This window comes from Phycicoccus jejuensis (assembly GCF_044797865.1).
Taxonomy (GTDB): domain Bacteria; phylum Actinomycetota; class Actinomycetes; order Actinomycetales; family Dermatophilaceae; genus Phycicoccus; species Phycicoccus jejuensis.
In genome coordinates this window covers 1,864,002-1,884,028 of record NZ_CP085209.1, presented here as the reverse complement: position 1 = coordinate 1,884,028, position 20,027 = coordinate 1,864,002, and the positions used below count along the sequence as shown (strand labels likewise).

Genomic DNA, 20,027 nt, shown 5'->3' with positions numbered 1-20,027 from the left:
GCTGTCAACCGTGCCCGCGACCACTCCTGCGACCGAGACCGCCGTCCTCGCCGCGCTCGCGCCCGAGGGCGGGCGGCCGGGTGGCGCCACCGACGTCGGCGACACCGCGACGCGGGTGATGCTCGCCGCCGCCGACGCGTTCGCCGAGAACGGCTTCCCCGCGACGACGACGCGCGACATCGCCTCGCGGGCCGGCCTCTCCCCTGCCGGCGTCTACGTGCACTTCTCGTCCAAGGAGAAGCTGCTCTTCGAGATCAGCCGGCGCGGCCACGCCCGGGCCCGCGACCTCCTCGTCGCCGCGGCCTCCGACGCCGCCTCCCCCACCGAGGCCCTCCGCGCGATCATCGGCGGGTTCTCGCGCTGGCACGCCGAGCACCACCAGCTGGGCCGGATCGTCCAGTTCGAGTTCCGCCACCTCTCCCTCGAGCACCAGGCCGAGGTCATCGACCTGCGCAAGGAGATCGACCGGGTCGTCGCCGACGTGCTGCGCGACGGCGTCGAGTCCGGCGAGCTCGACGTCGAGGACGTCCCCACGACCGCGCTGGCCCTGCTGTCGATGGCCATCGACGTCGCCCGCTGGTACGTCCCCGGCGGCCGACGCACCCCCGAGATGGTCGAGCGCACCTACGGCGACCTCGCCGTGCGCCTCGCCGGCGGGCGCCGCTGACCCCTCGCCCGCACCGGGCAACGGCCGCTGCGCGGACCGGCCCTCTCCGGCCGATAGCCTGACGCGGTGACGGAGCACGGCCACGGCGGATCCCCCTCGATCGCGACCCCCGACTACTGGTGGTACGTCGCGCGGGCCGACCTGCTCGAGGTCGCCCTGCGCGAGCTCGTCGACGGGGCCGACACCGCCCTCGACCTGGGCAGCGCGGACGGCCCGAGCGCCGCCTGGTTCCGGGAGGCCGTGGGGCGCACCGCCTCCCTCGACATCGACCCCCGCGGCCTCGCCGCGAACGGGGTCTGCGGCTCGGCGCTCGCCCTGCCCTTCGAGGACGCCTCCTTCGACGCCGTCGCCGCCTTCGACGTCATCGAGCACTGCGCCCCCGAGGCCGACGCCCTCGCCGAGGTGCGCCGCGTCCTGCGGCCGGGCGGGCGCTTCCTCATGTCGGTGCCGGCCTACACCTGGGCGTGGTCGGACTTCGACGTCGCCAACGGCCACCACCGCCGCTACACGAGGCGGCGCGCGGTCGCGTCCCTCGAGCGGTCCGGCTTCCGGGTCGAGCGCGCGACGTACGGCTTCAGCACCGTCTTCCCCCTCTTCGTCGCCGAGCGCGCGGCCCGCAAGGTGGCGGGCCGCACCGCGGACGGCGCCGCCGACATCGTCGAGGTGCCGCGGGTCCCACGGCCGCTCAACGCGACGCTGCGCGCGATGTGCCGGGTCGACCGCGCGCTCCTGCGGCGGACCGACCTCCCCTTCGGCTCGTCGGTCTTCGTCGGGGCGACGCGGGTCGGCTGACCGCGCCCCCGCCGGGCTCAGCCGTCGAGCGGCCCCCCGGAGACGACCCGGGCGCGGACGTCGGCGGCCGTCGCCGCCAGGCCGGCCGCAAGGGGGGTCGAGGCGAGGACGTCGACCTCGGGCCACGTCACCGACGCCAGCCGTAGGTCGAGGACCTGCCCGGCCCCGCCCGGCGCCATCGCCGTGCGGACCGGCCGGTGGAAGACCCGCCGCGCCTCCGAGACGAGGTGGCCGACGGTGACCGGACGCCCGGAGGCGACGACCTTGGGGACGAGCACGCCGGGCGCCTCCGCCCGGACCAGGTCGGCGCAGCGCCGGAGCATCTGCGCGACGTCGGCGACGTACACGTAGTCGCGGATCGTGTCGAGCGAGACGAAGACCGGCAGCGGGCGGGTCATCGCGTGGGCGAGGCACAGCTGGGACAGCAGCCCCTGCGGCTTGCCCAGCGTCTGGCCGGGTCCGTAGACGTTGGCCAGCCGGGCGGCGACGGCCCGGCTGCCGGTGCGGGCGACCGCGGCGGCCAGCGCCTCCTCCATCGCCAGCTTGGTGCGGCCGTAGGGCACGAGCGGGGCGGGCGGGGTGGCCTCCGTGAACGGCGGCGCCCCGGACCCGGCGTAGAGGCCGCCGGCCGACGACGCGAGGACGACGACCCCGTCGCCGTCCGGGTCCTCGGGCAGGAGCGCGCAGAAGCGCTCGAAGACGCGCAGCTCGGCGGCGAGGGCGTCCGCGCCGGTGGCCACCACCCCGGCCCCGGCGCACCACGCGAGCACCCAGGGACCCCCGTCGGCACGCCGGACGACGTCGTCGAGGTCGTGGCGCAGCACCTCGAGGGAGCGCTCCTCGTCGGCCCACGGGACCCGCGAGGTGGCCACCTCGTGGCCGGCCGCGTGCAGGGCGCCGACGAGGTGGCGCCCGACCAGCCCGCCGGAGCCGACCACCCAGGCACGCGGCGGCCCGGACGGGCCCTGGCTCACGCCTGGTCCCGCCCGAGCGGACCGTCGCGGCGGTCGCGGACCGGCAGGTACAGCGGCTTGCCCATCGCCATGTTGACCGCCATGCCGACGTACTCGGCGATCACGCCCAGCGCGAAGAGGATGGCGCCCGTCGAGGCCATGAGCAGGACCATCGTCGAGGTCCAGCCGGGCGCCTCCCAGCTGCCGGACACCCGCCCGACGACGAGCACGAGCGCGACGAGCGGGGCGAGGACGACGGCGGCCGCGCCGGTGACGCTGACGAGGCGCAACGGGGTGGTGCCGCTGCTCAGGACGAGGCGCCAGAAGTGCGAGGCGAGGCGGCGCAGGTCGTAGCCCGAGGGGCGCCCGCCCTCCTCGCGCATCGGGACCCCCGCCGTCGTGGTGCGGCGCGCCACCCACGAGATGGCGACGTCGAGGTAGATGCCCGGCCCGGCGTACGCCGCGACCGAGCGGGCGACCTCCCCGAGGACGAGCCGGAAGCTGTTGAAGTCGGCGGCCGGGGCGCCCTTGGCCATCCGCCCGACGATCCACTTGGCCGACCGGGAGGCGAAGTTGCGGGCGGCGCCGTGCGGGGGCTGGTTCGACGGCCTGGCGTAGACGACGTCGGCCTGCTCGGACATCGCCGCGTCGAGCAGGACGCCGATGTCGGCCGGGTCGTGCTGACCGTCCTCGTCCATCGTCACGACCCACTCGCCGCCCGAGGCCGAGATACCGGCGAGGGTCGCCGCGTGCTGGCCGAAGTTGCGGCTCAGCCAGACGGCGCGCACCCAGTCGTGCTCGGCGGCCAGCTCGCGGACCACGACGTCCGAGCCGTCCGGGCCGCAGTCGTCGACGAGCACGAGCTCGTCGACGACGTACGCGCGGCCGGCCGGTGTGGTCCCGACGCTCGTCAGCGGCTCGAGCTCCGTGACGAGCGCGGGCAGCGTCGAACGCCCTTGGTACACCGGGACGATGACCGAGATCCGGTGCGGGAGTTGCTCATCGGACGGCACGGCTGCTCCGGAGGGCTCGGGCGACACGGGTCGCGACGTCGGTCAGTCGCGGGTCAGCTTGCGGTACGTGACGCGGTGCGGGCGCGCCGCGTCCTCACCGAGGCGCTCGACCTTGTTCTTCTCGTACGCCTCGAAGTTGCCCTCGAACCAGTACCAGCGCGACGGGTTCGCCTCGGTGCCCTCGTAGGCGAGGATGTGCGTCGCGACGCGGTCGAGGAACCACCGGTCGTGGCTGATGACCACGGCGCAGCCCGGGAAGTCGAGCAGCGCGTTCTCGAGCGAGCCGAGGGTCTCGACGTCGAGGTCGTTGGTCGGCTCGTCGAGGAGCAGCAGGTTGCCGCCCTCCTTGAGCGTCAGCGCCAGGTTGAGGCGGTTGCGCTCACCACCGGAGAGGACACCGGCCTTCTTCTGCTGGTCCGGGCCCTTGAAGCCGAACTGGCTGACGTAGGCGCGGCTGGGGATCTCGACCTGGCCGACGTTGATGTAGTCGTGGCCGCCGGAGACGGTCTCCCAGAGGTTCTTCGTCGGGTCGAGGCCACCGCGGCTCTGGTCGACGTAGGAGATCTTGACGGTCTCGCCGACGTCGACGCTGCCGCCGTCGGCCTCCTCGAGGCCGACGATCGTCTTGAAGAGCGTCGTCTTGCCGACGCCGTTCGGGCCGATAACCCCGACGATGCCGTTGCGCGGCAGGGTGAAGGAGAGGTCCTCGATGAGGACGCGGTCGCCGAAGCCCTTCGTGAGGTTCTTGACCTCGATGACCTTGCTGCCCAGGCGCGGCCCCGGCGGGATCTGGATCTCCTCGAAGTCGAGCTTGCGGGTGCGCTCAGCCTCGGCGGCCATCTCCTCGTAGCGGGCGAGGCGCGCCTTGGACTTGGTCTGCTTCGCCTTCGCGTTGGAGCGGACCCACTCGAGCTCCTCGGCGAGGCGCTTGGCGAGCTTGGCGTCCTTCTTGCCCTGGATCGCCAGTCGGGCCTGCTTCTTCTCGAGGTAGGTCGAGTAGTTGCCCTCGTAGGGGTAGGCGCGGCCGCGGTCGAGCTCGAGGATCCACTCGGCGACGTTGTCCATGAAGTACCGGTCGTGCGTCACGGCGACGACGGCGCCGTGGTAGCTCGCGAGGTGCTGCTCGAGCCAGAGCACGGACTCGGCGTCGAGGTGGTTGGTCGGCTCGTCGAGGAGCAGCAGGTCGGGCTTCTGCAGGAGCAGCTTGCAGAGGGCGACGCGGCGACGCTCACCACCGGAGAGGACGGTGACGTCGGCGTCCGGCGGCGGGCAGCGCAACGCGTCCATCGCCTGCTCGAGCTGGGAGTCGAGGTCCCAGGCGTCGGCGGCGTCGATGGCCTCCTGCAGCTGCCCCATCTCGGCCATCAGCGCGTCGAAGTCGGCGTCCGGCTCGGCCATCTCGGCGGAGATCGCGTTGTAGCGGTCGACCTTCGCCTTGATCTCGCCGGCGCCCTCCTCGACGTTGCCGAGGACGGTCTTCTCCTCGTTGAGCTCGGGCTCCTGCATGAGGATGCCGACCGTGTAGCCCGGGGTCAGGCGCGCCTCGCCGTTGGACGGCTGGTCGAGGCCGGCCATGATCTTGAGGACGGACGACTTGCCGGCGCCGTTCGGTCCGACGACGCCGATCTTGGCGCCGGGCAGGAACGAGAGCGTGACGTCGTCGAGGATGACCTTGTCGCCGTGCGCCTTGCGGGCACGCGACATCACGTAGATGAACTCGGGCATGGGCCCCAGCCTAACGAGCCGGGACCCCCTGCCCGAATCCGCGGCGCCCGCCGCCGCGCCCTCAGGCGGCGTCCTCCCGGGCCGGGGGCACGAGCGGCCCGGTGTCGGCCGCCGCGGCCCGGTGCCCGTCGTCCTCGCCGACCACCTCGTAGCCGTCGCGCAGCGCGTCGCCGAACCCGCTCGCCGGCAGGGCGGGCGCGAGGTCGCCGTTGCGGGTGTAGCTGGTGCTGCCCCACCGCAGGTCGTGCCCGAGGGCGTCTGCGGCGATCTCGACGACCGCGCCGGACGAGCCGTCGTCGCGCCGGAACTGGCGCACCCGCTGCCGGCCGGTGACGACGACCGGGTGCCCCTTGCGCAGCGACCGCGACGCGTTGTCGCCCATGGTGCGGTAGGCCGTGACGTCGTAGTAGCTGGGCTCGGAGTCGGTCCACCGCCCGGGCTCGGAGCGGTCCTGGTGCCGCTCGGACTGGGCGATGCGGAAGACCGTGAACGGCCCGGCGCGGCCCTGCTTGACGACGGGGTCGGCCACGAGGCGCCCCTGGACCGTCACGTGCGTCTCGTACATCGTGTGCTCCTCCCCGGGTCCCGTCCGTCGGGACCCCTCGGGACCACCCTCGGCTCCACGGTGCACGGCGACAACGGGTCGCGCACGATCTGTGGACGACGGTGGTGAACGGGCGCGCCTGTGGACGACGCCGACCGAGAGGCACCGGGGCACCGAGACCGCGAGAAGGCCGGCTCAGACCTCCGCGGCTCGGCGCAGGGCCGTGCGGGTCGCGGCGTGGCGCTCGAGCACCAGCCGCACCGGGGCGAGGACCTCGGCGTCGGCGACGCGCGCGATCGACGCGCGCAGCCGCGCGTCCATCACCGCACCCCGCCGTCGGGCCCCCACCGCCGCCAGCCACGCCGCGAGCAGCGCGAGGAGCGGCCCGAGCAGCAGGCCTCCGAAGAGCAGGAGGAACGGCACCGGCAGCGCCCCGACCCGCGGCACGTCGGGAACGACCGTGTCGAGCTGCAGCCACCCGGCGACGACGTACGCGGACAGCCACAGCAGGCCCACGAGGGCGGCCGCGGCCAGCAGCGACTGCAGGACGCCCACGACCCGCCACCAGACCGGGGGCCGGGCGTGCAGCGAGGTGCCGACGACGGCCTGGTCGAGCGCGTCACCGATCTCGGGGCCGGCCGGCGTGGCCGCGCGCTCGACGGCCTCCGACCACGGCACGGGCAGGTCGCTGCCGGCGCGGTCCGCGACCCGACGGGTGGCGAGGGCGACCGCGGCCCGGGCGGCCGGGGTCGGCGGGGGCAGCGACGAGCGGCCGAGCACGGAGCGCACGTCGGACTCGGTGACCCGCACGTCGCGGCCGTCGAGCCGCAGCCGACGCAGCGGCCGCGCCCGCAGCCGGTGCACCCAGCGGCTGAGCGGCCACCCGGTGCGGGACGCGGCCTCCATCCGGTAGTCCCGGACGACGGCGTCGACGACGGTGGGCACGCCCGCCGCCCGGGCCAGCGCCTCGAGCAGCTCGGCGCGGGTCGCGTCGTCGACCTCGGGCTCGGCGTCGGCCACGGCGCCCCCGAGGGAGCCGGCCACCGTGCGGACGTCGGCCGCGAGGCGGGCGCGGGCGGTGGCCCGGCTCGCGACGGCGTTGGCCAGCCGCTGGCGCAGCTCGTCGAGGCCGGCGCCGCTGGCCACGGAGGTGGCGAGCACCGTCGCGCCGGGCACGCCGTCGCGCTCCATGAGGCGCACGAGGTCGGTGCGGCAGCGCGCGACGTCCTCGGCCGCGAGCCGGTCGGCCTGGTTGAGGACGACGACCGTCACGGCCTCGTGGGCCGCCAGCGCGGCGACGTGGTCGTCGTGGAGGCGGGCGTCGGCGTACTTCTGGGGGTCGGTGACCCAGACGAAGAGGTCGACGAGCTCGAGCACCCGGGCGGCCTCGTCGCGGTTGCTGCTCTCGCGGGAGTCGACGTCGGGGAGGTCGAGGAGCACGAGGCCCTCGAGCGTGCCGAGCTGGCCGCCGGGCCCCTCCCCCTCGACGAGGTGGCGCGAGCCGACGCCGAGCCAGTCGAGCAGCTCCCCAGCGGGCTCGTCGCCCCACACGGCGGCGGTCGGGGTCGAGGTCGTGGGGCGGCGCACCCCGACGGTCGCGACGTCGGCGCCGACGATCGCGTTGAAGAGCGAGGACTTGCCGCTGCCGGTGGCGCCGGCCAGCGCGACGACCGTGTGGGCACCCGCGATGCCCGTGCGCTGCCCCACCTTGGCGACGACCTGCGCCGCCCGTGCGGACTCGGTCGCGGGCAGCTCGCGGCCACCGGCGTCGACGGCCGCCGCCAGCGCGTCGGAGGCGGCGGCGAGGCGCTCGGGCGACACCGTGGCGCCGTGCGCCCGGCCCTTGAGGAGGGGGCTCACGGGCGTGCCGTCCGCAGGCGCGCCGCGGCCGCGGCGATGGCGTCGGCCTGCCCGGCCGGCGCGGCGTGCGCGGTGAGAGCGGCGGTGAAGCGCTCGCGCTCCTGCGCGAACTGGTCGTCGGCGAGCTCGAGCAGCCGGGCGCGCGCCTTGGCCGCCATGTCGCGCACCGCCTGGTCGCCGAAGATGGCCTCGAGCACGCGCTGGGCCAGCACCGACGTGCCCCCGGCGATCCCGATCTCGGCCCCGACGAGGCCACCGGTCTGCGCGAAGGCGACGAGCATGAGGAACAGGCCGATCGCGTTGACGCCGTAGGCCGCGACCCGCGCGTTGGTGCGCCGGCCCTTGCCCTCGGTGCGGACGAGCTCGAGCACCTCGCCCTGCCAGTCGCGCACGAGGCGCTCGACGGCGGAGGCGTCGCCGCCCGCGCTGGACCCGGGAGGGACGTCGGCGAGGACCGCCGGGCCGCCCGGCAACCGTCGCCAGGTGCGGGCGGTGTCGGCCTGCGCCGACTCGAGGTTGGCGAGCAGCATCGCGGCGACCCCCGTGTGCAGGGCCTCGCCCAGCCCCTCGGCCGGCGCGGTGCGGCCGGTGACGGCGGCGGTGATGCGGTCGCGCCAGCGGCTGACCGTGGACTCGACCTGACGGAAGAACTCGCCCGTGCCCACGAACTCCTGCCAGCGCGCCAGCACCTCGCCGCGCAGCAGCGTGCCGTCGGTCATCCCGTCGGCGACCCGGCGGTGGCCGGCGCCGAACGCGTCGACGGCGGCGGCCTCGAGGGCGTCACGGGCGGCGTCCTGCTCGCGGCTCGCGGCCACGAGCTCGTCCGCGCGACCGGTGAGGGAGGCGACGGCGCCGCGCAGCGTCTGCGACACGACGATGTCGCGGGCCCGGGCGTCACCGGCGAGCGCCTCGAGCCAGGAGCGCAGGCGGGCGAAGGACTCGGCGGGCAGGCGGCCGGCGTCGTCGAGGGGCCTCTCGGGGACCGTGAACACCGGTGCGGTCGGCAGGCCCTGGTCGCGCAGCATCGACGCGAGGTGCGGCCGGATCTCGTCGACGGCCTCCGGCGGCACCCGGTCGAGCACGACGGCGACGGCGGTGCCGCGGTCGGCCGCGGTGCGCAGCAGGTCCCACGGCACGGCGTCCGCGTAGCGCGCGGCCGTCGTGACGAACAGCCACAGGTCGGCCGCGCCGAGCAGCTGGGTCGCGAGCTCGCGGTTGGCCGAGACGACGGAGTCGATGTCGGGAGCATCCAGGAGCGCGAGACCGGGCCGCAGCGCCGGCGACGCGACGAGGCGCACGGTGCCCGGCTGGTCCTCTCCGGGGTCGTGGCCGGTCACCCGGGCGAGGCCCGGCAGGACGCGGGCGTCCTCGAACCAACGTCCGTCGTCGGGGTGGTGGACGAGCACCGGCGAGGTCGTCGTCGGCCGCAGCACGCCGGAGCGGCTGACCGCCTCGCCCACGACGGAGTTGACGAGCGTGGACTTCCCGGCGCCCGTCGAGCCGCCGACGACGGCGAGCAGCGGGGCGTCGAGCGAGCGCAGGCGGGGCAGCACGTAGTCGTCCAGCTGGTCGAGCAGCTGCCGCCGCGTGACCTCGGCCTCGGCCCTCCCCGGGACGTCGAGCGGGAGCGTCGCCGCGTCGACAGCGGCCCGCAGCCCCTCGACGGCAGAGACCACGCCCTCCACGTCCCGGTCCGCACCCACCCTCGAATCCTATAGAGGCTTCCGTGTCCGGTCGTCCATTCGCCGTGCTCGCGGACGATGATGTCGCTCGTGCGCGTCTTCGTCGCGGTCCTGCCGCCCCCCGAGGTCGTCGAGGACCTCGCCTCCTTCCTCGAGCCCCGCCGTGACGTCGAGGGCCCCCGGTGGGGGTCGCCCGCCCAGTGGCACCTCACGCTCGCGTTCGCCGGCGGGATGCCCGCGCACGTGCTCGAACCGCTCGTCGACGCGGTGGAGTCCGTTGCGGCAGAGCGCTCCCCGCTGTCGTTGCGGCTGGCGGGCGGAGGGTGCTTCCCCGACCCGACGCGCGCCCGCGTGCTGTGGACCGGTGTGGAGGACGGCGGTTCGCTCGAGCCCCTGTCGCGCGCCGTGCGCTCCGCGGCCGCAGTGGTCGGTGCTGCACCCGAGGGCGGTCCCTTCGTGCCGCACCTCACGCTGGGGCGCTTCCCGCGGCCGGTCGACCCGACGCGCTGGCTGCGCGTCCTCGACACCTACCGCGGGCCGCAGTGGGTCGCCGACGAGGTCGTCGTCGTCCACTCGCACCTCCCGACCGAGCGCGGCCACCGGCCCCGGCACGAGGTCGTGGCCCGGTGCGCCCTCGGCGCCCCGACCGCCGGCTGACCGCCCGCTTCGCCCCGCCCGCTCCGGTCCTCGTGGCATCTCGGTCGTCCTCCGCGTCTCCTTCCCCACTTCTTGCGAGTTCCGCCGCCGACACGCCGCGCGGACGGCGCGTCGACCGGCGGAACTCGCAAGAAGTCGGTGATGGGGTTCCGCCCCGGGGCGGTCCCTACACTGTGGGCCGGCGCCTCGACGGCGCCCGGCCCCCGTAGCTCAGCTGGATAGAGCAAGAGCCTTCTAATCTCGAGGTCGCAGGTTCGAGTCCTGCCGGGGGCGCCGTCGAAAACGTGGCCTGACCTGCACAAACACGGTTTCGCATTCCGTAGCGTGCCCTAAGCCGCGCCGTGATGACGCGCTTGCCTCCTTCGGAGACTGTGAACTACAGTTGACACATGGTCGACGTCGTCAGGTCTTCGACGTTCGATCGGTGGTTACGCAAGCTGAAGGACCGGAGGGCCGCCGCGCGGGTCCTGGTCCGCGTCCAGCGACTGGCCGCCGGCAACCCCGGCGACGTGAAGCCGGTCGGAGGTGGCATCTCCGAGCTGCGCATCGACTACGGCCCGGGCTACCGGGTCTACTACCTGCATGAAGGTGACCGGCTGATCCTGCTGCTCTGCGGCGGGGACAAGTCATCACAAAGTGCCGACATCGCAAACGCGCACGAGATCGCCCGACAGTGGAGAACGAAACCAGGAGGAGAACGATGACCGGCACGAGTGAGACCTTCTCCCCCTTCGATGCTGCCGACTACCTGGCGACCTTCGATGACGTCGCGGCCTACCTCGAGGCGGTCATCGACGAGGGCGACGACGACCCCGCCCTCATCACCCAGGCGCTCGGAGCCATCGCCCGCTCCGGCAACGTCAGCGAACTCGCGCGTCGCGCCGGCATGAGCCGGGAAGGTCTGTACAAGGCGCTGTCTGCCGACGGCAACCCCAGCTTCGCGACCGTGCTCAAGGTGTCGCGGGCGTTGGGGTTACGGCTTCACTTCGAGTCCATCGCCTAAGCGCACACCATTGACCGGTCGCACCATCCGCGGCATGACCGGACCTAGGGCCTGTCTCGCTCCACGGGCCTAGCCCGATGCTTCCTCCGGGGAGTAGCCAAGAAGCGACAGAGCCAGCGGCGCGTCTAGCTGCCTCACGGCCAATGCCCACAGCGCATCCATTAACTGCTCTTGCCCTCGTACCAAGATCCACGCTTCGACATCCCAGAGCCGACACTCCGTCCGCCGACCGCGGTAGGTCGACTCAAACTTGACGGACGAAAGGGTGGGCTGGCCGACGATCGTGCTGTGGGCCAAGAGGTTACGTACGCGAATCGAGGTCGAGGCCGCATCGAGCAGAGGCCCTGCCGACGGATCTCCTGCTGTGAGTTCACGTAGCTGCGACAGCTTCCTGTCGGGGCTCAGGGTCGACGTGATCCCCGAGTAAAGAACATTCACCGCATCCGCGTCGCGCCCGACAAGAGCCGCCAAACACCACGCGAGCCGGTCGTCGACCGCGACGCCCATCCCCACCAGTCGGTAGGCGACGGCCTGCCACTTGGCGCGCAACTCACTCTCTCGCTGCAGCCGCTTCTGCCACTCTTCCCCCAGCTCCTCCATGCGTCTTGACGCTAACAAACGACGGTCACCCGGGGCCGGCTTCCGGAGCTCCCCAGGGGCGGCAGATCCGTGCGTTGGGTTACCTGTCACTGCGTGAAGGGGTTCAGTGTCGGGGCCGCTTGGCAAACACGATCGCGAAGGCACGGGCGACTGCCGTGAAGGGCCCGTCGGAGCGATCGGGATTACGTCGGTGAGGCAGGTCCACCAGAATCGCGCGACCTGCGTCATCGGAGATGGCGGCCAAGTCATCGACTCGAAGGAGCCGTCGAAGCCGTGACTCGGTGATTCGTGTGTGCCAGCCGAACGCGGAGTGGCGCTCAAAGGCCGACCGTTCCTCAGCCGTCGCAGCAGGCCCGACGAGGTACCCCCACCTTCCAGCCTCGGGCCACTGACGGTCGCGCCGGTATGCCTCAGCCAGGAGTGCGCGTACTTCTTGGTCGTGCGGATACGTGATGACGAGCCCCTTAAGCCGGTCACGGGCTTTCCGGGCATCTCCAGCCTCCAGGTCCCGTTTAGCCCGCGCCAGCCCATCCACGAGGCCAGAATGCCCGCTGTGGAGTGTCCGCACGACCAGATTCCCGCCTGTTCCTGCGCGCCGGGTGCGCCACGAGGCCCTCGGTGACGGCCTGGCCCATGATCGCCCGCAGCAGCGAGTAGGCGTGCGCTCGCTGGGTGGGGTGCGCCGGCCCGAGGAAGTCGTACCAACGAGTGACGTCGTCACGGGTGATGCTGCGCAGCGGCTCGTCGCCGAACGTAGGGAAGACGAGCCGCTCGAGCTGCGAGGCATACAGGGCGCAGGTGCGCGGTCTCAGCGGCTCGCCGCGGACCCGGCGCCGGTCGATCGCCCCCGGCGCGTACTCGCGCAGCGTCATGGCCCCGCGCAGGGCGAGCGCGCGTCGCTTGGGTGGCTCCCACTGGTCGGATTCGATCAGTCGGTGCTCGACCGCCAGCCAGTGCTCGGCGTCGATCTTGGCCTCGAAAGTGCCCGGTGCCGTGTGGCGCGCCAGGTCGGGGCCGGCGTAAGAGGCCTGGAAGCGACCCGAGGGCAGCCGGCGTACCTTGCCGAACCCCCGACGAGACCTCTTGCGTGCGGTCGTGACCCTTCGCTCCCTCCCCCGGGCGTGCCCTATACGTGCCCTAACGGTGACTAGATGTGGTCATCTGTGACCTCTCGTGAGCACTCGCAGCGGAGGGCAAACACGCAGGTCAGAGCCCTATTTTGCCAGATCAGCGGGCTGCGGGGAAACGGCCGATCGGCAGGTTCGAGTCCTGCCGGGGGCACCGGTCCGGATGCGCGGAGCGCATCGGAGCGGGCGACCCCGGCGGGACGACGGGAGCCGGAGGGCTCGCCGCGACGAAGGAGCGGAGAGCCCTCCGGCGGACCTGCCGGGGGCGCCCCAGCGACGGGTCGAGGTATCCGGCCGATGCCTCACCACGGCGGGATACCTCGACCCGATGCGCCCATCATCCGCATCGAGGTCAAATGAGACCGGCTGACGGTCGGGTTTCACCTCGACCCGGCACACCCCAGCGCGGTCGAGGTGGAAGGAGACCGGCTGCTGGTCGGGTTTCACCTCGACCCGTCCGGCGGGTCAGCCCCGGGCGAGCATCCGCGAGCGCCGCAGCGCCATCTCGGCGAGGGCTGCGGCGACGTCGGGCACGACCGAGTCGTCGAACGCGGCGCGCGGCGAGTGGTTGTCCTCGGCGAGGGTGTGGTCCTCGAGCGCGCACGCCGACACGTTGAGGTACGCGCCCGGGACCTCCTCGAGGACGAACGACATGTCCTCCGAGCCCGCCTCGGGGTTGGCCATCTCGGCCCACCGGTCGGCGCCGAACAGGTCGAGCACCACCGAACGCGCGACGTCGAACTCGGTCTCGTCGTTGACGGTCACGGGGTACCCGTTGGCGATCGTCACCTCGGCCCGCAGCCCGTGCGCGGCCGCGACCCCCTCGGCCAGGCGCGAGAAGACGGCGTGCGCCTTGGCCCGCTGCTCCGCCGAGAACGTCCGCAGCGTCGCCTCGATGCGGGCGTCGTCCGGGATGATGTTGTCCTTCGTCCCGGCAGCGACCTTGCCGACGGTGAGCACCACCGGGTCCCAGATCGAGAACTGCCGGGTCAGCGCGTTCTGGAACGCGAGGACGATCTCGCAGGCCACCGGCACCGGATCCTTGGCCCGCTCGGGGGCGGACCCGTGCCCGCCGACGCCGCGGACGTCGACGAACAGCTCGTCGGCGGCCGCCATGAGCGGCCCCGGCCGCCCGAACCACGTGCCCCGCGGGTGGTCGGCCGAGTAGACGTGCACCGCGTAGGCGGCGTCGACCCGACGGCCCGCGGCCTCGAGCAGCCCCTCGGCGATCATCGGCTCCGCGCCGCCGGGACCCTCCTCGGCGGGCTGGAACATGAGGACGACGTCGCCGACGAGCTCGTCGCGCAGCTCGTGCAGCACCCGTGCCGCACCCACGAGCCCGGCGACGTGGAGGTCGTGGCCGCAGGCGTGCATCGCCCCGACCCGCTCGGAGCGGTAGTCGACGTCGACCTCCTCGGTGACCGGCAGCGCGTCCATGTCGCCGCGCAGCAGCACGACCGGGCGCTCCCCCGCGTGCGGCGCCCGCCCGCGCAGCACGGCGACGACGGACGACAGCCCCTCGCCCGTCGTCACCTCGAGGTCCAGCCCGGCGAGCTCCTCGAGGACGACCGCCTGCGTGTCGGGCAGGTGCAGCCCGATCTCCGGCATCCGGTGCAGCCGGCGGCGCAGCGCGACGAGGTCCGGTCCGAGGCGGTGGGCGGTGTCGAGGGAGGCGGTCACCCGACCCACCCTGCCATCACCAGCCGGCCGTGCCGACGAACTCGCCGCGCCGCGCGGTCAGCGCCCCGAGCAGCTCGCGCTCCTGCCCGAGGGCGTGGTCGTCGGCGGCGTCGTGGTGCATCCGGCGCCGCAGCAGCGCGAGCTCGCTCGCGGTGTCCTGGAAGGCGCGCATCGCCGACAGGCCGCGCGTCCCGGCGTTGGCGCGCGCCCACAGCCGGGCCTCGCGCCGACGCGTCATCGACGAGAGCATCGACACCTCGGACCGGGTCAGCCACCCCGCGTCGGCGTACGGCCGCAGGTACTGCCCGATGAGGCGGCCCTCCCGGCGTCTCGCCCAGACGACGAACGCGACGTAGGCGAGGAAGACCGGCACCTCGACGAGGACGTAGACGGTGACGAGCCCGGCGCCGCCCGAGACCGCCGCGAGGTTCCACAGCCCGTGCGCGACGACCGCCAGGAGGTAGCCCGCGACGGGGGCCAGCAGCCGCACCCCCCACGAGCGGCTCGTCGCGGCGACCCCGATCCCGGCGCCGGTGAGGATCGTGAACATGGGGTGCGCGAACGGCGACAGCAGGCAGCGCGCGACGAACGTCGCCGTCAGCGCCTCGCGCCCGCCGTCAGTGTACGCCTGGGCGAGGTACTGGATGTTCTCGGTGAAGGCGAACCCCGCGGCCGTCACGCCGGCGTAGACCATCCCGTCGGTCACGCCGTCGAACTCGCGCCGCAGGAACCACCACACGAGCAGGACGAACGCCCCCTTGAGCGCCTCCTCGACGAACGGGGCGACGAGCACCGCCGTCGTCGCGAGGGCCGCGTCGGGGTCGGTCGCGCTGCGCAGCACCACGATCGCACTCGTGTTGAACACCGCCGCGACGAGCGTCGCCACCAGCGCTCCCCAGAGGAACGCGGCCACGAGGTAGCGCGTCGGCTCGGACTCGAAGCGGTCCAGCCAGAGGAAGGTCGGGATGACGATGCCGAGCGGCACGACCGCGACGGCGAGGGCCAGCAGCACGGTCTGGACGCCGAACGTCGCTCCGAGGTAGGCGGACACGACGAGGGCGGCGACGAGGAAGCCCACGCCGGCGACGCTCGCCACGACCCAGGACCGCAGCGCCGACCGGGTCGTCGGGTCCTCGCGCCGCGTGACGACCGGCGCCGCCCGCAGGTCCTCGCTCATGCGCCGAACCCTAGCGGGGATGCGGGGTTCGGGGCCCTGACCACGGTCGGGTCGGCCTAGCATGGCCCGCATGTCCGCCACCACCGACCGCACCCACACCGACCGCATCGTGTGGATCGACTGCGAGATGACCGGTCTGTCCCTCGAGGCCGACGCACTCGTCGAGGTGGCGGCGCTCGTCACCGACTTCGACCTCACCGTCCTCGGTGACGGCGTCGACGTCGTCGTGCGCCCCCCGGACGCCGCCCTCGAGCAGATGAACGACTTCGTGCGCGGGATGCACACCACCTCCGGGCTCCTCGACGAGCTCGCCGCGGGCGTCTCCCTCGAGGACGCCGAGGCGATGGTCCTCGACTACGTGCGCCAGTGGGTGCCCGAGCCGGGCCGGGCACCGTTGGGCGGCAACACGGTCGCGACCGACCGCGCCTTCCTCGCCCGCGACATGCCGGCGCTCGAGTCGCACCTGCACTACCGGATCATCGACGTGTCCTCGATCAAGGAGCTCTCGCGACGCTGGTTCCCGCGGGCCTACTTCTCGGCGCCGACCAAGAGCGGCGGCCACCGCGCGCTGGCCGACATCCGCGAGTCCATCGCCGAGCTGCGCTACTACCGGGAGGCGGTCTTCGTCGCCCCGCCCGGTCGCTCGAGCGAGGAGCTGCGCGAGCTCGCGGCCCGGCACGTCGTCGACCACTCCGCCCCGGTGTCGGCCGCGAGCGGGGCGCCCGGCGCCACCGCGTCGGACGCCTGAGGGGCGCCGGTCCCGGGGGTGGTCACGACCACCCCCGCGGACCCGGTACGATAGCTGCGCCACGGGCTCACGGGGCCTCTTCGCAGGTCCGGATCCCGTCGTGGTGGGCGTAGCTCAGCTGGTAGAGCATCGCGTTGTGGTCGCGAGGGTCGCGGGTTCAAGTCCCGTCGCTCACCCCACGAAGCCGCAGGTCAGAGCGGTGAAGAGGGCCCGGTGCCCCCCGAGAGAGGGGGCGCCGGGCCTTCGTCGTCACCACATCGACGCCGCCGACCCTGACCGACGGCCTTCATGTGCGAGTGCCGCGGAACCTGCACGCCCGCACGGTGCGCCGTGTCCACCGGCACGACACCGCAGGAGCACCCACCCATGTGGTACGAGATGCGCAGCCAGACCCAGCACCGCGTCTATCGGCGCGAGACAGGCAAGAAGAAGTACGAGGCGTTCGCCACCGAGGCCGAGGCCCGCGCCGTCCTCACGCACTGCCGCACCCACGGTGTCTCCGTCGTCCTCGCGGCGATGGCGAGCTCGCGGGAGGCCGTCCCGGCCAGCACGCCGGCCCCGACAGCACCGACCGAGGTCCCCAGGCTCGCAGGGTCCCTACGGGCACCGGAACTCACCGGCATCACGCTGAAGTGGCTCGCGACCCACTACGTGACAAACACGACACAGGCCAACGAGGTGACCAAGGACGGCTACCTGCGGGACATCGAGCGCTTCATCCTCCCGTACTTCGGCGACATCGACATCGCACTGGTGCAGACGCACTCGCTCCCTCTCGCAGACGGCAGCGAGTGGCCTTTCCCCACCGTGGTGGCGTGAAAGCAGGAGCCGGCAGGCATGCCCAAGGCGAACGACCCCGGTGCCACGATTGCCGACAAGACCCGCCGCAACATCGAGGCCCTGCTGGCGCAGATCTTCTCCTCAGCGGTCGACTTAGCGCCGGCGCCGCTCCTGCAGCGCGGGCCTCACCCTGGCGAAGGTCGAGGACCTGGAGTGCGTGTTCCCGAGCCGCACTCAGGCACGTTTCCTCCTCGAGCAGCTCGATCCCCGCTCGCAGCGACTCGTCCGCTTCCTGCTGGGCACCGGCGTGCGATGGGGTGAGGCGAAGGCGTTGCAGGTCAAGGACTTCCACGCCGGCGACGGAACCGACCTGGACCCGGCCTACATCCACGTCCACAAGACCTGGAAGAGGCTGACCAAGCGCAAGACAACCTCGGCGCCCGACGCCAAAGGCTGAGCGCGCCGCGGCCACGCCGGCACAGCGCGTCGACCTGCCGAAGGAGATGCCCCCGGTCAGGCCGCACGGCTTCCGGCACAGTCACGCGGCCTGGCTGCTGAGCGCCGGACGACCGGTGCTGGGGTCCAGCGGCGTCTCGGGCACGCCGACCCCGCCACGACCACCCGCATCTACGGCCACCTCACGCCTGAGGTCGGGGAGGAGACGGTCGCGGTCATCGACGCCCACCTGAACGAGCTGATGACGGTCGGCGTGGCCAGCGTCGTGTCTGCTGCGGAGGACTCGACAGTCGACGATGTCGACGCCATCGACGCGACCCTGCCGTTCGTCAGCGACGACGACGACGAGGAGCTGGCCGCCTGACCGATGACGGTCCCCTCGTCCCACCAGGACGAGTGGACCCGTCGTCATGGGCGACTGCGCACGCGGCGCGCACACGAACGGTCCGGCGCATGACCCACGACATCGAGGACGACATGGCCGAAGCGGCCGCCCTCTTGGGGTGGTCGCGCTACACGCTGCGCGACAGGTGCAGCCGCCGCGTGGTACCCCACCATCGTCGCCACTCGACGCGCGGCATCTACTTCACCCCCGAGGACATCGCGGCCATCCGCGCGGGTCGAACCCGCGATGCCGTGAGGACGCCCCCTTCGGTCCCGTCCGAACTCCTGCGGGATCTGCGTGGCCTGACACCGACGCGTCGACGCAGAGTCGGCTGAGCGCCTGCAGAGTGTGACCGAAGTCAGCGTGGGCACCCTGTCGCTCTCGGCTGCGTGTGAACCGGGGGTTGCTGAGGTCCGTCGACACATCGCGGAACGGTGATGGGCGCGGACCCGGTGCTGGTGGCCCTGTATTGCGCTCCCTCCGGATCCGCGAGCTGAGCCCGGACAAGGCGGCCGACGCCCTCGATGGTCGGGGCGCTCACTCGGTGCGGCTGCGCCTGGTGTTGAAGCTCCGACACCGACACCCCTAGGGCACCTACACCGCCCGGGCGCCGGACCAGTTCGTTCGCCGGACGGTGACCGACTCGCCCACGGCGACGCCGCCGACGTTGCGGACGACCGCTAGCCCGTTCGCGCCCACGAGGGAGCGCACGCCGTGGGCGCGCTCGCCGCCGGTGGGGGTGGCTTGCCACCGCCCGTCGTCAATGCGCTCCAGCCGAACCCGGACGAGCGACACGCGTCCGTCCGCCCCCGGGAGCCGCTCCGCAGCCGTCGCTTCCACCTCGTGGGCCACGCCGGACCGTTCTCCGAGCAGGGCGATGGCAGGGACCGCGAGCATCTCGAACGCCACCATCGCCGCCACCGGGTTGCCTGGCAGCCCGACGAACCCGACCGGGCCACCACCCGGTCCCGGCTCGAGGTCCAGCACTCCCAGCACGGCCGGCTTCCCGGGCTTCATCCGCAGCGAGACGGCCTCGACCGGGTGCCGCCCACCGTCGAGGCGGGCGACGAGGTCGGCGGCGCCACCCGAGGCGCCACCGGAGGTCAGCACGAGGTCGACCCGGCCGGACAGCGCGTCGAGCGCCTGCTGCAGGGCCTCGGGGTCGTCGGCCACCAGGGGGAGTCGGAGCGGCACTCCTCCGGCGCGGCGCACGAGCGCCTCGAGCACGGGCCCGTTGACGTCGGGGACGCGCGCGCCCCGCAGATGGCTGCCCGGCGCGACGACCTCGTCCCCTGTGGACAGGACCGCGACGACGGGAGCCCTGGTCACCCACAGCGTGTCGCGACCGGTGGCGGCCGCTAGGGCGATCTCGGCAGGTCCGACGACATCGCCGGCCGCCGCGAGGAGGTCATCCGCGTCCAGGTCCTCACCGCTGCGCCGCACGTGCTGTCTCGGCCGAGGCGCGTCGTGGACCTCGACCCAGGCGGGGACGTCGTCGTGCAACTCCCCTACTGGCGAGCCGCCGGTCTCGGGGGTGCCGGTGAGCTCCCACGGAACGACGGCGTCCGCCCCCGGCGGCAGCGGAGCCCCCGTCATGACGCGGACGGTTGCGCCCGGAGTGACTGGGACAGCGGCCGGTTGCCCCGCCCTAACCTCGGCAAGGACGTTCAGGCGTGCACCCACCGTGACGTCGGCGGCGCGCACCGCGTAGCCGTCCATCGCCGAGCAGTCGAAGCGTGGAACCGGGATGCTTGCCCGCAGCGGCCGCGCCAGCACCCGGTCCAGGGCGTCGCCGAGCGGCACCTCCTCCGGGCGGAGCGGGTGGAGCCGGCCGAGCAGGCGCGCGAGCGCGACCTCGGGGTCGAGCGCCTGCCGGGTGGTGGGCAGGACGGTCGTCACGAGGTGGTGGGCACTGTCGTGCGCAGCGCCTCGAGCAACTCGTCTTGGGAGATCGCATGCCCGCTCGCGCCCCGAGCGCCGACCGCGAGGCCGAGGATGAACGACCCGACCGGGGCCATGGGGCGGGCGAGGTTGTGGGCGATGTCCTTGGTCAGCCCGTGGATGCCGGTGACGTCGACGTCGGACGGGTCAACCCCCACGGACGCGCAGGCGTCGGCGATCCAGGCACGCCACTCCTGCTCGGCGGCGGTCAGGTCGGTCATGGTGCTCTCCTTGGGG

Annotated in this window: 22 protein-coding genes and 2 tRNA genes; 11 read left to right on the top strand and 13 right to left on the bottom strand. The window is 73.3% G+C overall.

Going from position 1 to position 20,027, the window contains the following annotated elements:
* Nucleotides 1-10: 10 nt before the first annotated feature.
* On the top strand, nucleotides 11-667 hold the full coding sequence (locus LG324_RS08890) for a TetR/AcrR family transcriptional regulator (protein ID WP_030527458.1): 657 nt from the start codon (nucleotides 11-13) through the stop codon (nucleotides 665-667).
* A 66-nt stretch (nucleotides 668-733) separates the two neighbouring features.
* Nucleotides 734-1,459: a class I SAM-dependent methyltransferase gene (locus LG324_RS08885; RefSeq protein ID WP_030527459.1), complete on the top strand. Its 726-nt coding sequence runs from the start codon at nucleotides 734-736 to the stop codon at nucleotides 1,457-1,459.
* A gap of 17 nt (nucleotides 1,460-1,476) precedes the next feature.
* Here the strand turns inward: LG324_RS08885 and LG324_RS08880 are convergent, their stop codons facing one another.
* The 6 genes from LG324_RS08880 to LG324_RS08855 all read right to left on the bottom strand — a co-directional run bounded on the left by LG324_RS08880 (nucleotide 1,477) and on the right by LG324_RS08855 (nucleotide 9,257).
* Nucleotides 1,477-2,433 (bottom strand): NAD-dependent epimerase/dehydratase family protein, encoded by a 957-nt coding sequence (locus LG324_RS08880; RefSeq protein ID WP_404352982.1) that lies wholly within the window; start codon nucleotides 2,431-2,433, stop codon nucleotides 1,477-1,479.
* A complete protein-coding gene (locus LG324_RS08875; RefSeq protein WP_404352981.1) occupies nucleotides 2,430-3,425 on the bottom strand; it encodes a glycosyltransferase family 2 protein in 996 nt (331 codons plus the stop codon). Before LG324_RS08875 ends, LG324_RS08880 begins: the two co-directional genes overlap by 4 nt.
* 42 nt (nucleotides 3,426-3,467) lie before the next feature.
* Nucleotides 3,468-5,150 carry an energy-dependent translational throttle protein EttA gene (gene ettA, locus LG324_RS08870; RefSeq protein ID WP_030527462.1) on the bottom strand — a complete coding sequence of 561 codons (1,683 nt, stop codon included), beginning with the start codon at nucleotides 5,148-5,150 and terminating at the stop codon, nucleotides 3,468-3,470.
* A 61-nt stretch (nucleotides 5,151-5,211) separates the two neighbouring features.
* A complete protein-coding gene (locus tag LG324_RS08865; protein WP_404352980.1) occupies nucleotides 5,212-5,715 on the bottom strand; it encodes a single-stranded DNA-binding protein in 504 nt (167 codons plus the stop codon).
* A 174-nt stretch (nucleotides 5,716-5,889) separates the two neighbouring features.
* On the bottom strand, nucleotides 5,890-7,554 hold the full coding sequence (locus LG324_RS08860; protein ID WP_051750327.1) for a GTPase: 1,665 nt from the start codon (nucleotides 7,552-7,554) through the stop codon (nucleotides 5,890-5,892).
* Nucleotides 7,551-9,257 carry a dynamin family protein gene (locus tag LG324_RS08855; protein WP_404352979.1) on the bottom strand — a complete coding sequence of 569 codons (1,707 nt, stop codon included), beginning with the start codon at nucleotides 9,255-9,257 and terminating at the stop codon, nucleotides 7,551-7,553. Before LG324_RS08855 ends, LG324_RS08860 begins: the two co-directional genes overlap by 4 nt.
* Nucleotides 9,258-9,326: 69 nt before the next feature.
* Between LG324_RS08855 and thpR the strand changes: the two genes are divergently transcribed.
* The 4 genes from thpR (at nucleotide 9,327) to LG324_RS08835 (ending at nucleotide 10,896) form a co-directional block, all read left to right on the top strand.
* The gene (gene thpR, locus LG324_RS08850) at nucleotides 9,327-9,893 is read left to right on the top strand and encodes an RNA 2',3'-cyclic phosphodiesterase (protein WP_404352978.1); all 567 of its coding nucleotides are present in this window, start codon (nucleotides 9,327-9,329) and stop codon (nucleotides 9,891-9,893) included.
* A gap of 199 nt (nucleotides 9,894-10,092) precedes the next feature.
* Nucleotides 10,093-10,166 (top strand) — tRNA-Arg (locus LG324_RS08845).
* A 116-nt stretch (nucleotides 10,167-10,282) separates the two neighbouring features.
* Nucleotides 10,283-10,597 (top strand): type II toxin-antitoxin system RelE/ParE family toxin, encoded by a 315-nt coding sequence (locus tag LG324_RS08840; protein WP_404352977.1) that lies wholly within the window; start codon nucleotides 10,283-10,285, stop codon nucleotides 10,595-10,597.
* On the top strand, nucleotides 10,594-10,896 hold the full coding sequence (locus tag LG324_RS08835; protein ID WP_404352976.1) for an addiction module antidote protein: 303 nt from the start codon (nucleotides 10,594-10,596) through the stop codon (nucleotides 10,894-10,896). The genes LG324_RS08840 and LG324_RS08835 overlap by 4 nt, the downstream gene beginning before the upstream one ends.
* Nucleotides 10,897-10,965: 69 nt before the next feature.
* Here the strand turns inward: LG324_RS08835 and LG324_RS08830 are convergent, their stop codons facing one another.
* The 5 genes from LG324_RS08830 to LG324_RS08810 all read right to left on the bottom strand — a co-directional run bounded on the left by LG324_RS08830 (nucleotide 10,966) and on the right by LG324_RS08810 (nucleotide 15,480).
* Nucleotides 10,966-11,496, bottom strand: a complete 531-nt coding sequence (locus LG324_RS08830) for a hypothetical protein (protein WP_404352975.1) — start codon at nucleotides 11,494-11,496, stop codon at nucleotides 10,966-10,968.
* Nucleotides 11,497-11,599: 103 nt separating this feature from the next.
* Complete coding sequence (locus LG324_RS08825; protein WP_404352974.1) at nucleotides 11,600-12,031, bottom strand: DUF6584 family protein; 432 nt, start codon at nucleotides 12,029-12,031, stop codon at nucleotides 11,600-11,602.
* Nucleotides 12,009-12,368, bottom strand: coding sequence for a hypothetical protein (locus LG324_RS08820; RefSeq protein ID WP_404352973.1), 360 nt, complete (start codon nucleotides 12,366-12,368; stop codon nucleotides 12,009-12,011). The genes LG324_RS08825 and LG324_RS08820 overlap by 23 nt, the downstream gene beginning before the upstream one ends.
* A 720-nt stretch (nucleotides 12,369-13,088) precedes the next feature.
* Nucleotides 13,089-14,312: a M20 family metallopeptidase gene (locus LG324_RS08815; protein ID WP_404352972.1), complete on the bottom strand. Its 1,224-nt coding sequence runs from the start codon at nucleotides 14,310-14,312 to the stop codon at nucleotides 13,089-13,091.
* A 7-nt stretch (nucleotides 14,313-14,319) separates the two neighbouring features.
* The gene (locus tag LG324_RS08810; protein WP_404352971.1) at nucleotides 14,320-15,480 is read right to left on the bottom strand and encodes a PrsW family intramembrane metalloprotease; all 1,161 of its coding nucleotides are present in this window, start codon (nucleotides 15,478-15,480) and stop codon (nucleotides 14,320-14,322) included.
* A 70-nt stretch (nucleotides 15,481-15,550) separates the two neighbouring features.
* Between LG324_RS08810 and orn the strand changes: the two genes are divergently transcribed.
* From orn to LG324_RS08785, 5 genes are all read left to right on the top strand, one after another.
* The gene (orn, locus tag LG324_RS08805) at nucleotides 15,551-16,228 is read left to right on the top strand and encodes an oligoribonuclease (protein WP_051750328.1); all 678 of its coding nucleotides are present in this window, start codon (nucleotides 15,551-15,553) and stop codon (nucleotides 16,226-16,228) included.
* A 103-nt stretch (nucleotides 16,229-16,331) separates the two neighbouring features.
* A tRNA-His gene (locus tag LG324_RS08800) sits at nucleotides 16,332-16,407 on the top strand.
* A 187-nt stretch (nucleotides 16,408-16,594) separates the two neighbouring features.
* Nucleotides 16,595-17,047: a hypothetical protein gene (locus LG324_RS08795; RefSeq protein WP_404352970.1), complete on the top strand. Its 453-nt coding sequence runs from the start codon at nucleotides 16,595-16,597 to the stop codon at nucleotides 17,045-17,047.
* A 178-nt stretch (nucleotides 17,048-17,225) separates the two neighbouring features.
* Complete coding sequence (locus tag LG324_RS08790) at nucleotides 17,226-17,465, top strand: hypothetical protein (RefSeq protein ID WP_404352969.1); 240 nt, start codon at nucleotides 17,226-17,228, stop codon at nucleotides 17,463-17,465.
* Nucleotides 17,466-17,917: 452 nt separating this feature from the next.
* A complete protein-coding gene (locus tag LG324_RS08785; RefSeq protein ID WP_404352968.1) occupies nucleotides 17,918-18,184 on the top strand; it encodes a hypothetical protein in 267 nt (88 codons plus the stop codon).
* Between the two features lie 259 nt (nucleotides 18,185-18,443).
* Here LG324_RS08785 and glp read toward each other — a convergent pair whose 3' ends face one another.
* Both glp and LG324_RS08775 read right to left on the bottom strand, forming a co-directional pair.
* Nucleotides 18,444-19,748: a gephyrin-like molybdotransferase Glp gene (gene glp / locus LG324_RS08780; protein WP_404352967.1), complete on the bottom strand. Its 1,305-nt coding sequence runs from the start codon at nucleotides 19,746-19,748 to the stop codon at nucleotides 18,444-18,446.
* Nucleotides 19,745-20,011 carry a DUF6457 domain-containing protein gene (locus LG324_RS08775; RefSeq protein ID WP_030527473.1) on the bottom strand — a complete coding sequence of 89 codons (267 nt, stop codon included), beginning with the start codon at nucleotides 20,009-20,011 and terminating at the stop codon, nucleotides 19,745-19,747. The genes glp and LG324_RS08775 overlap by 4 nt, the downstream gene beginning before the upstream one ends.
* Nucleotides 20,012-20,027 lie beyond the last annotated feature (16 nt).

Excerpts from the sequence above, each read along its gene's own strand:
- ettA (WP_030527462.1), bottom strand. The coding sequence starts at position 5,150 with ATGCCCGAGTTCATCTACGTGATGTCGCGTGCCCGCAAGGCGCACGGC.
- LG324_RS08865 (WP_404352980.1), bottom strand. The coding sequence starts at position 5,715 with ATGTACGAGACGCACGTGACGGTCCAGGGGCGCCTCGTGGCCGACCCC.
- LG324_RS08840 (WP_404352977.1), top strand. The coding sequence starts at position 10,283 with ATGGTCGACGTCGTCAGGTCTTCGACGTTCGATCGGTGGTTACGCAAG.
- LG324_RS08835 (WP_404352976.1), top strand. The coding sequence starts at position 10,594 with ATGACCGGCACGAGTGAGACCTTCTCCCCCTTCGATGCTGCCGACTAC.
- LG324_RS08830 (WP_404352975.1), bottom strand. The coding sequence starts at position 11,496 with ATGGAGGAGCTGGGGGAAGAGTGGCAGAAGCGGCTGCAGCGAGAGAGT.
- LG324_RS08820 (WP_404352973.1), bottom strand. The coding sequence starts at position 12,368 with ATGACGCTGCGCGAGTACGCGCCGGGGGCGATCGACCGGCGCCGGGTC.
- LG324_RS08810 (WP_404352971.1), bottom strand. The coding sequence starts at position 15,480 with ATGAGCGAGGACCTGCGGGCGGCGCCGGTCGTCACGCGGCGCGAGGAC.
- orn (WP_051750328.1), top strand. The coding sequence starts at position 15,551 with ATGTCCGCCACCACCGACCGCACCCACACCGACCGCATCGTGTGGATC.
- LG324_RS08795 (WP_404352970.1), top strand. The coding sequence starts at position 16,595 with ATGTGGTACGAGATGCGCAGCCAGACCCAGCACCGCGTCTATCGGCGC.
- LG324_RS08785 (WP_404352968.1), top strand. The coding sequence starts at position 17,918 with ATGACCCACGACATCGAGGACGACATGGCCGAAGCGGCCGCCCTCTTG.
- LG324_RS08775 (WP_030527473.1), bottom strand. The coding sequence starts at position 20,011 with ATGACCGACCTGACCGCCGCCGAGCAGGAGTGGCGTGCCTGGATCGCC.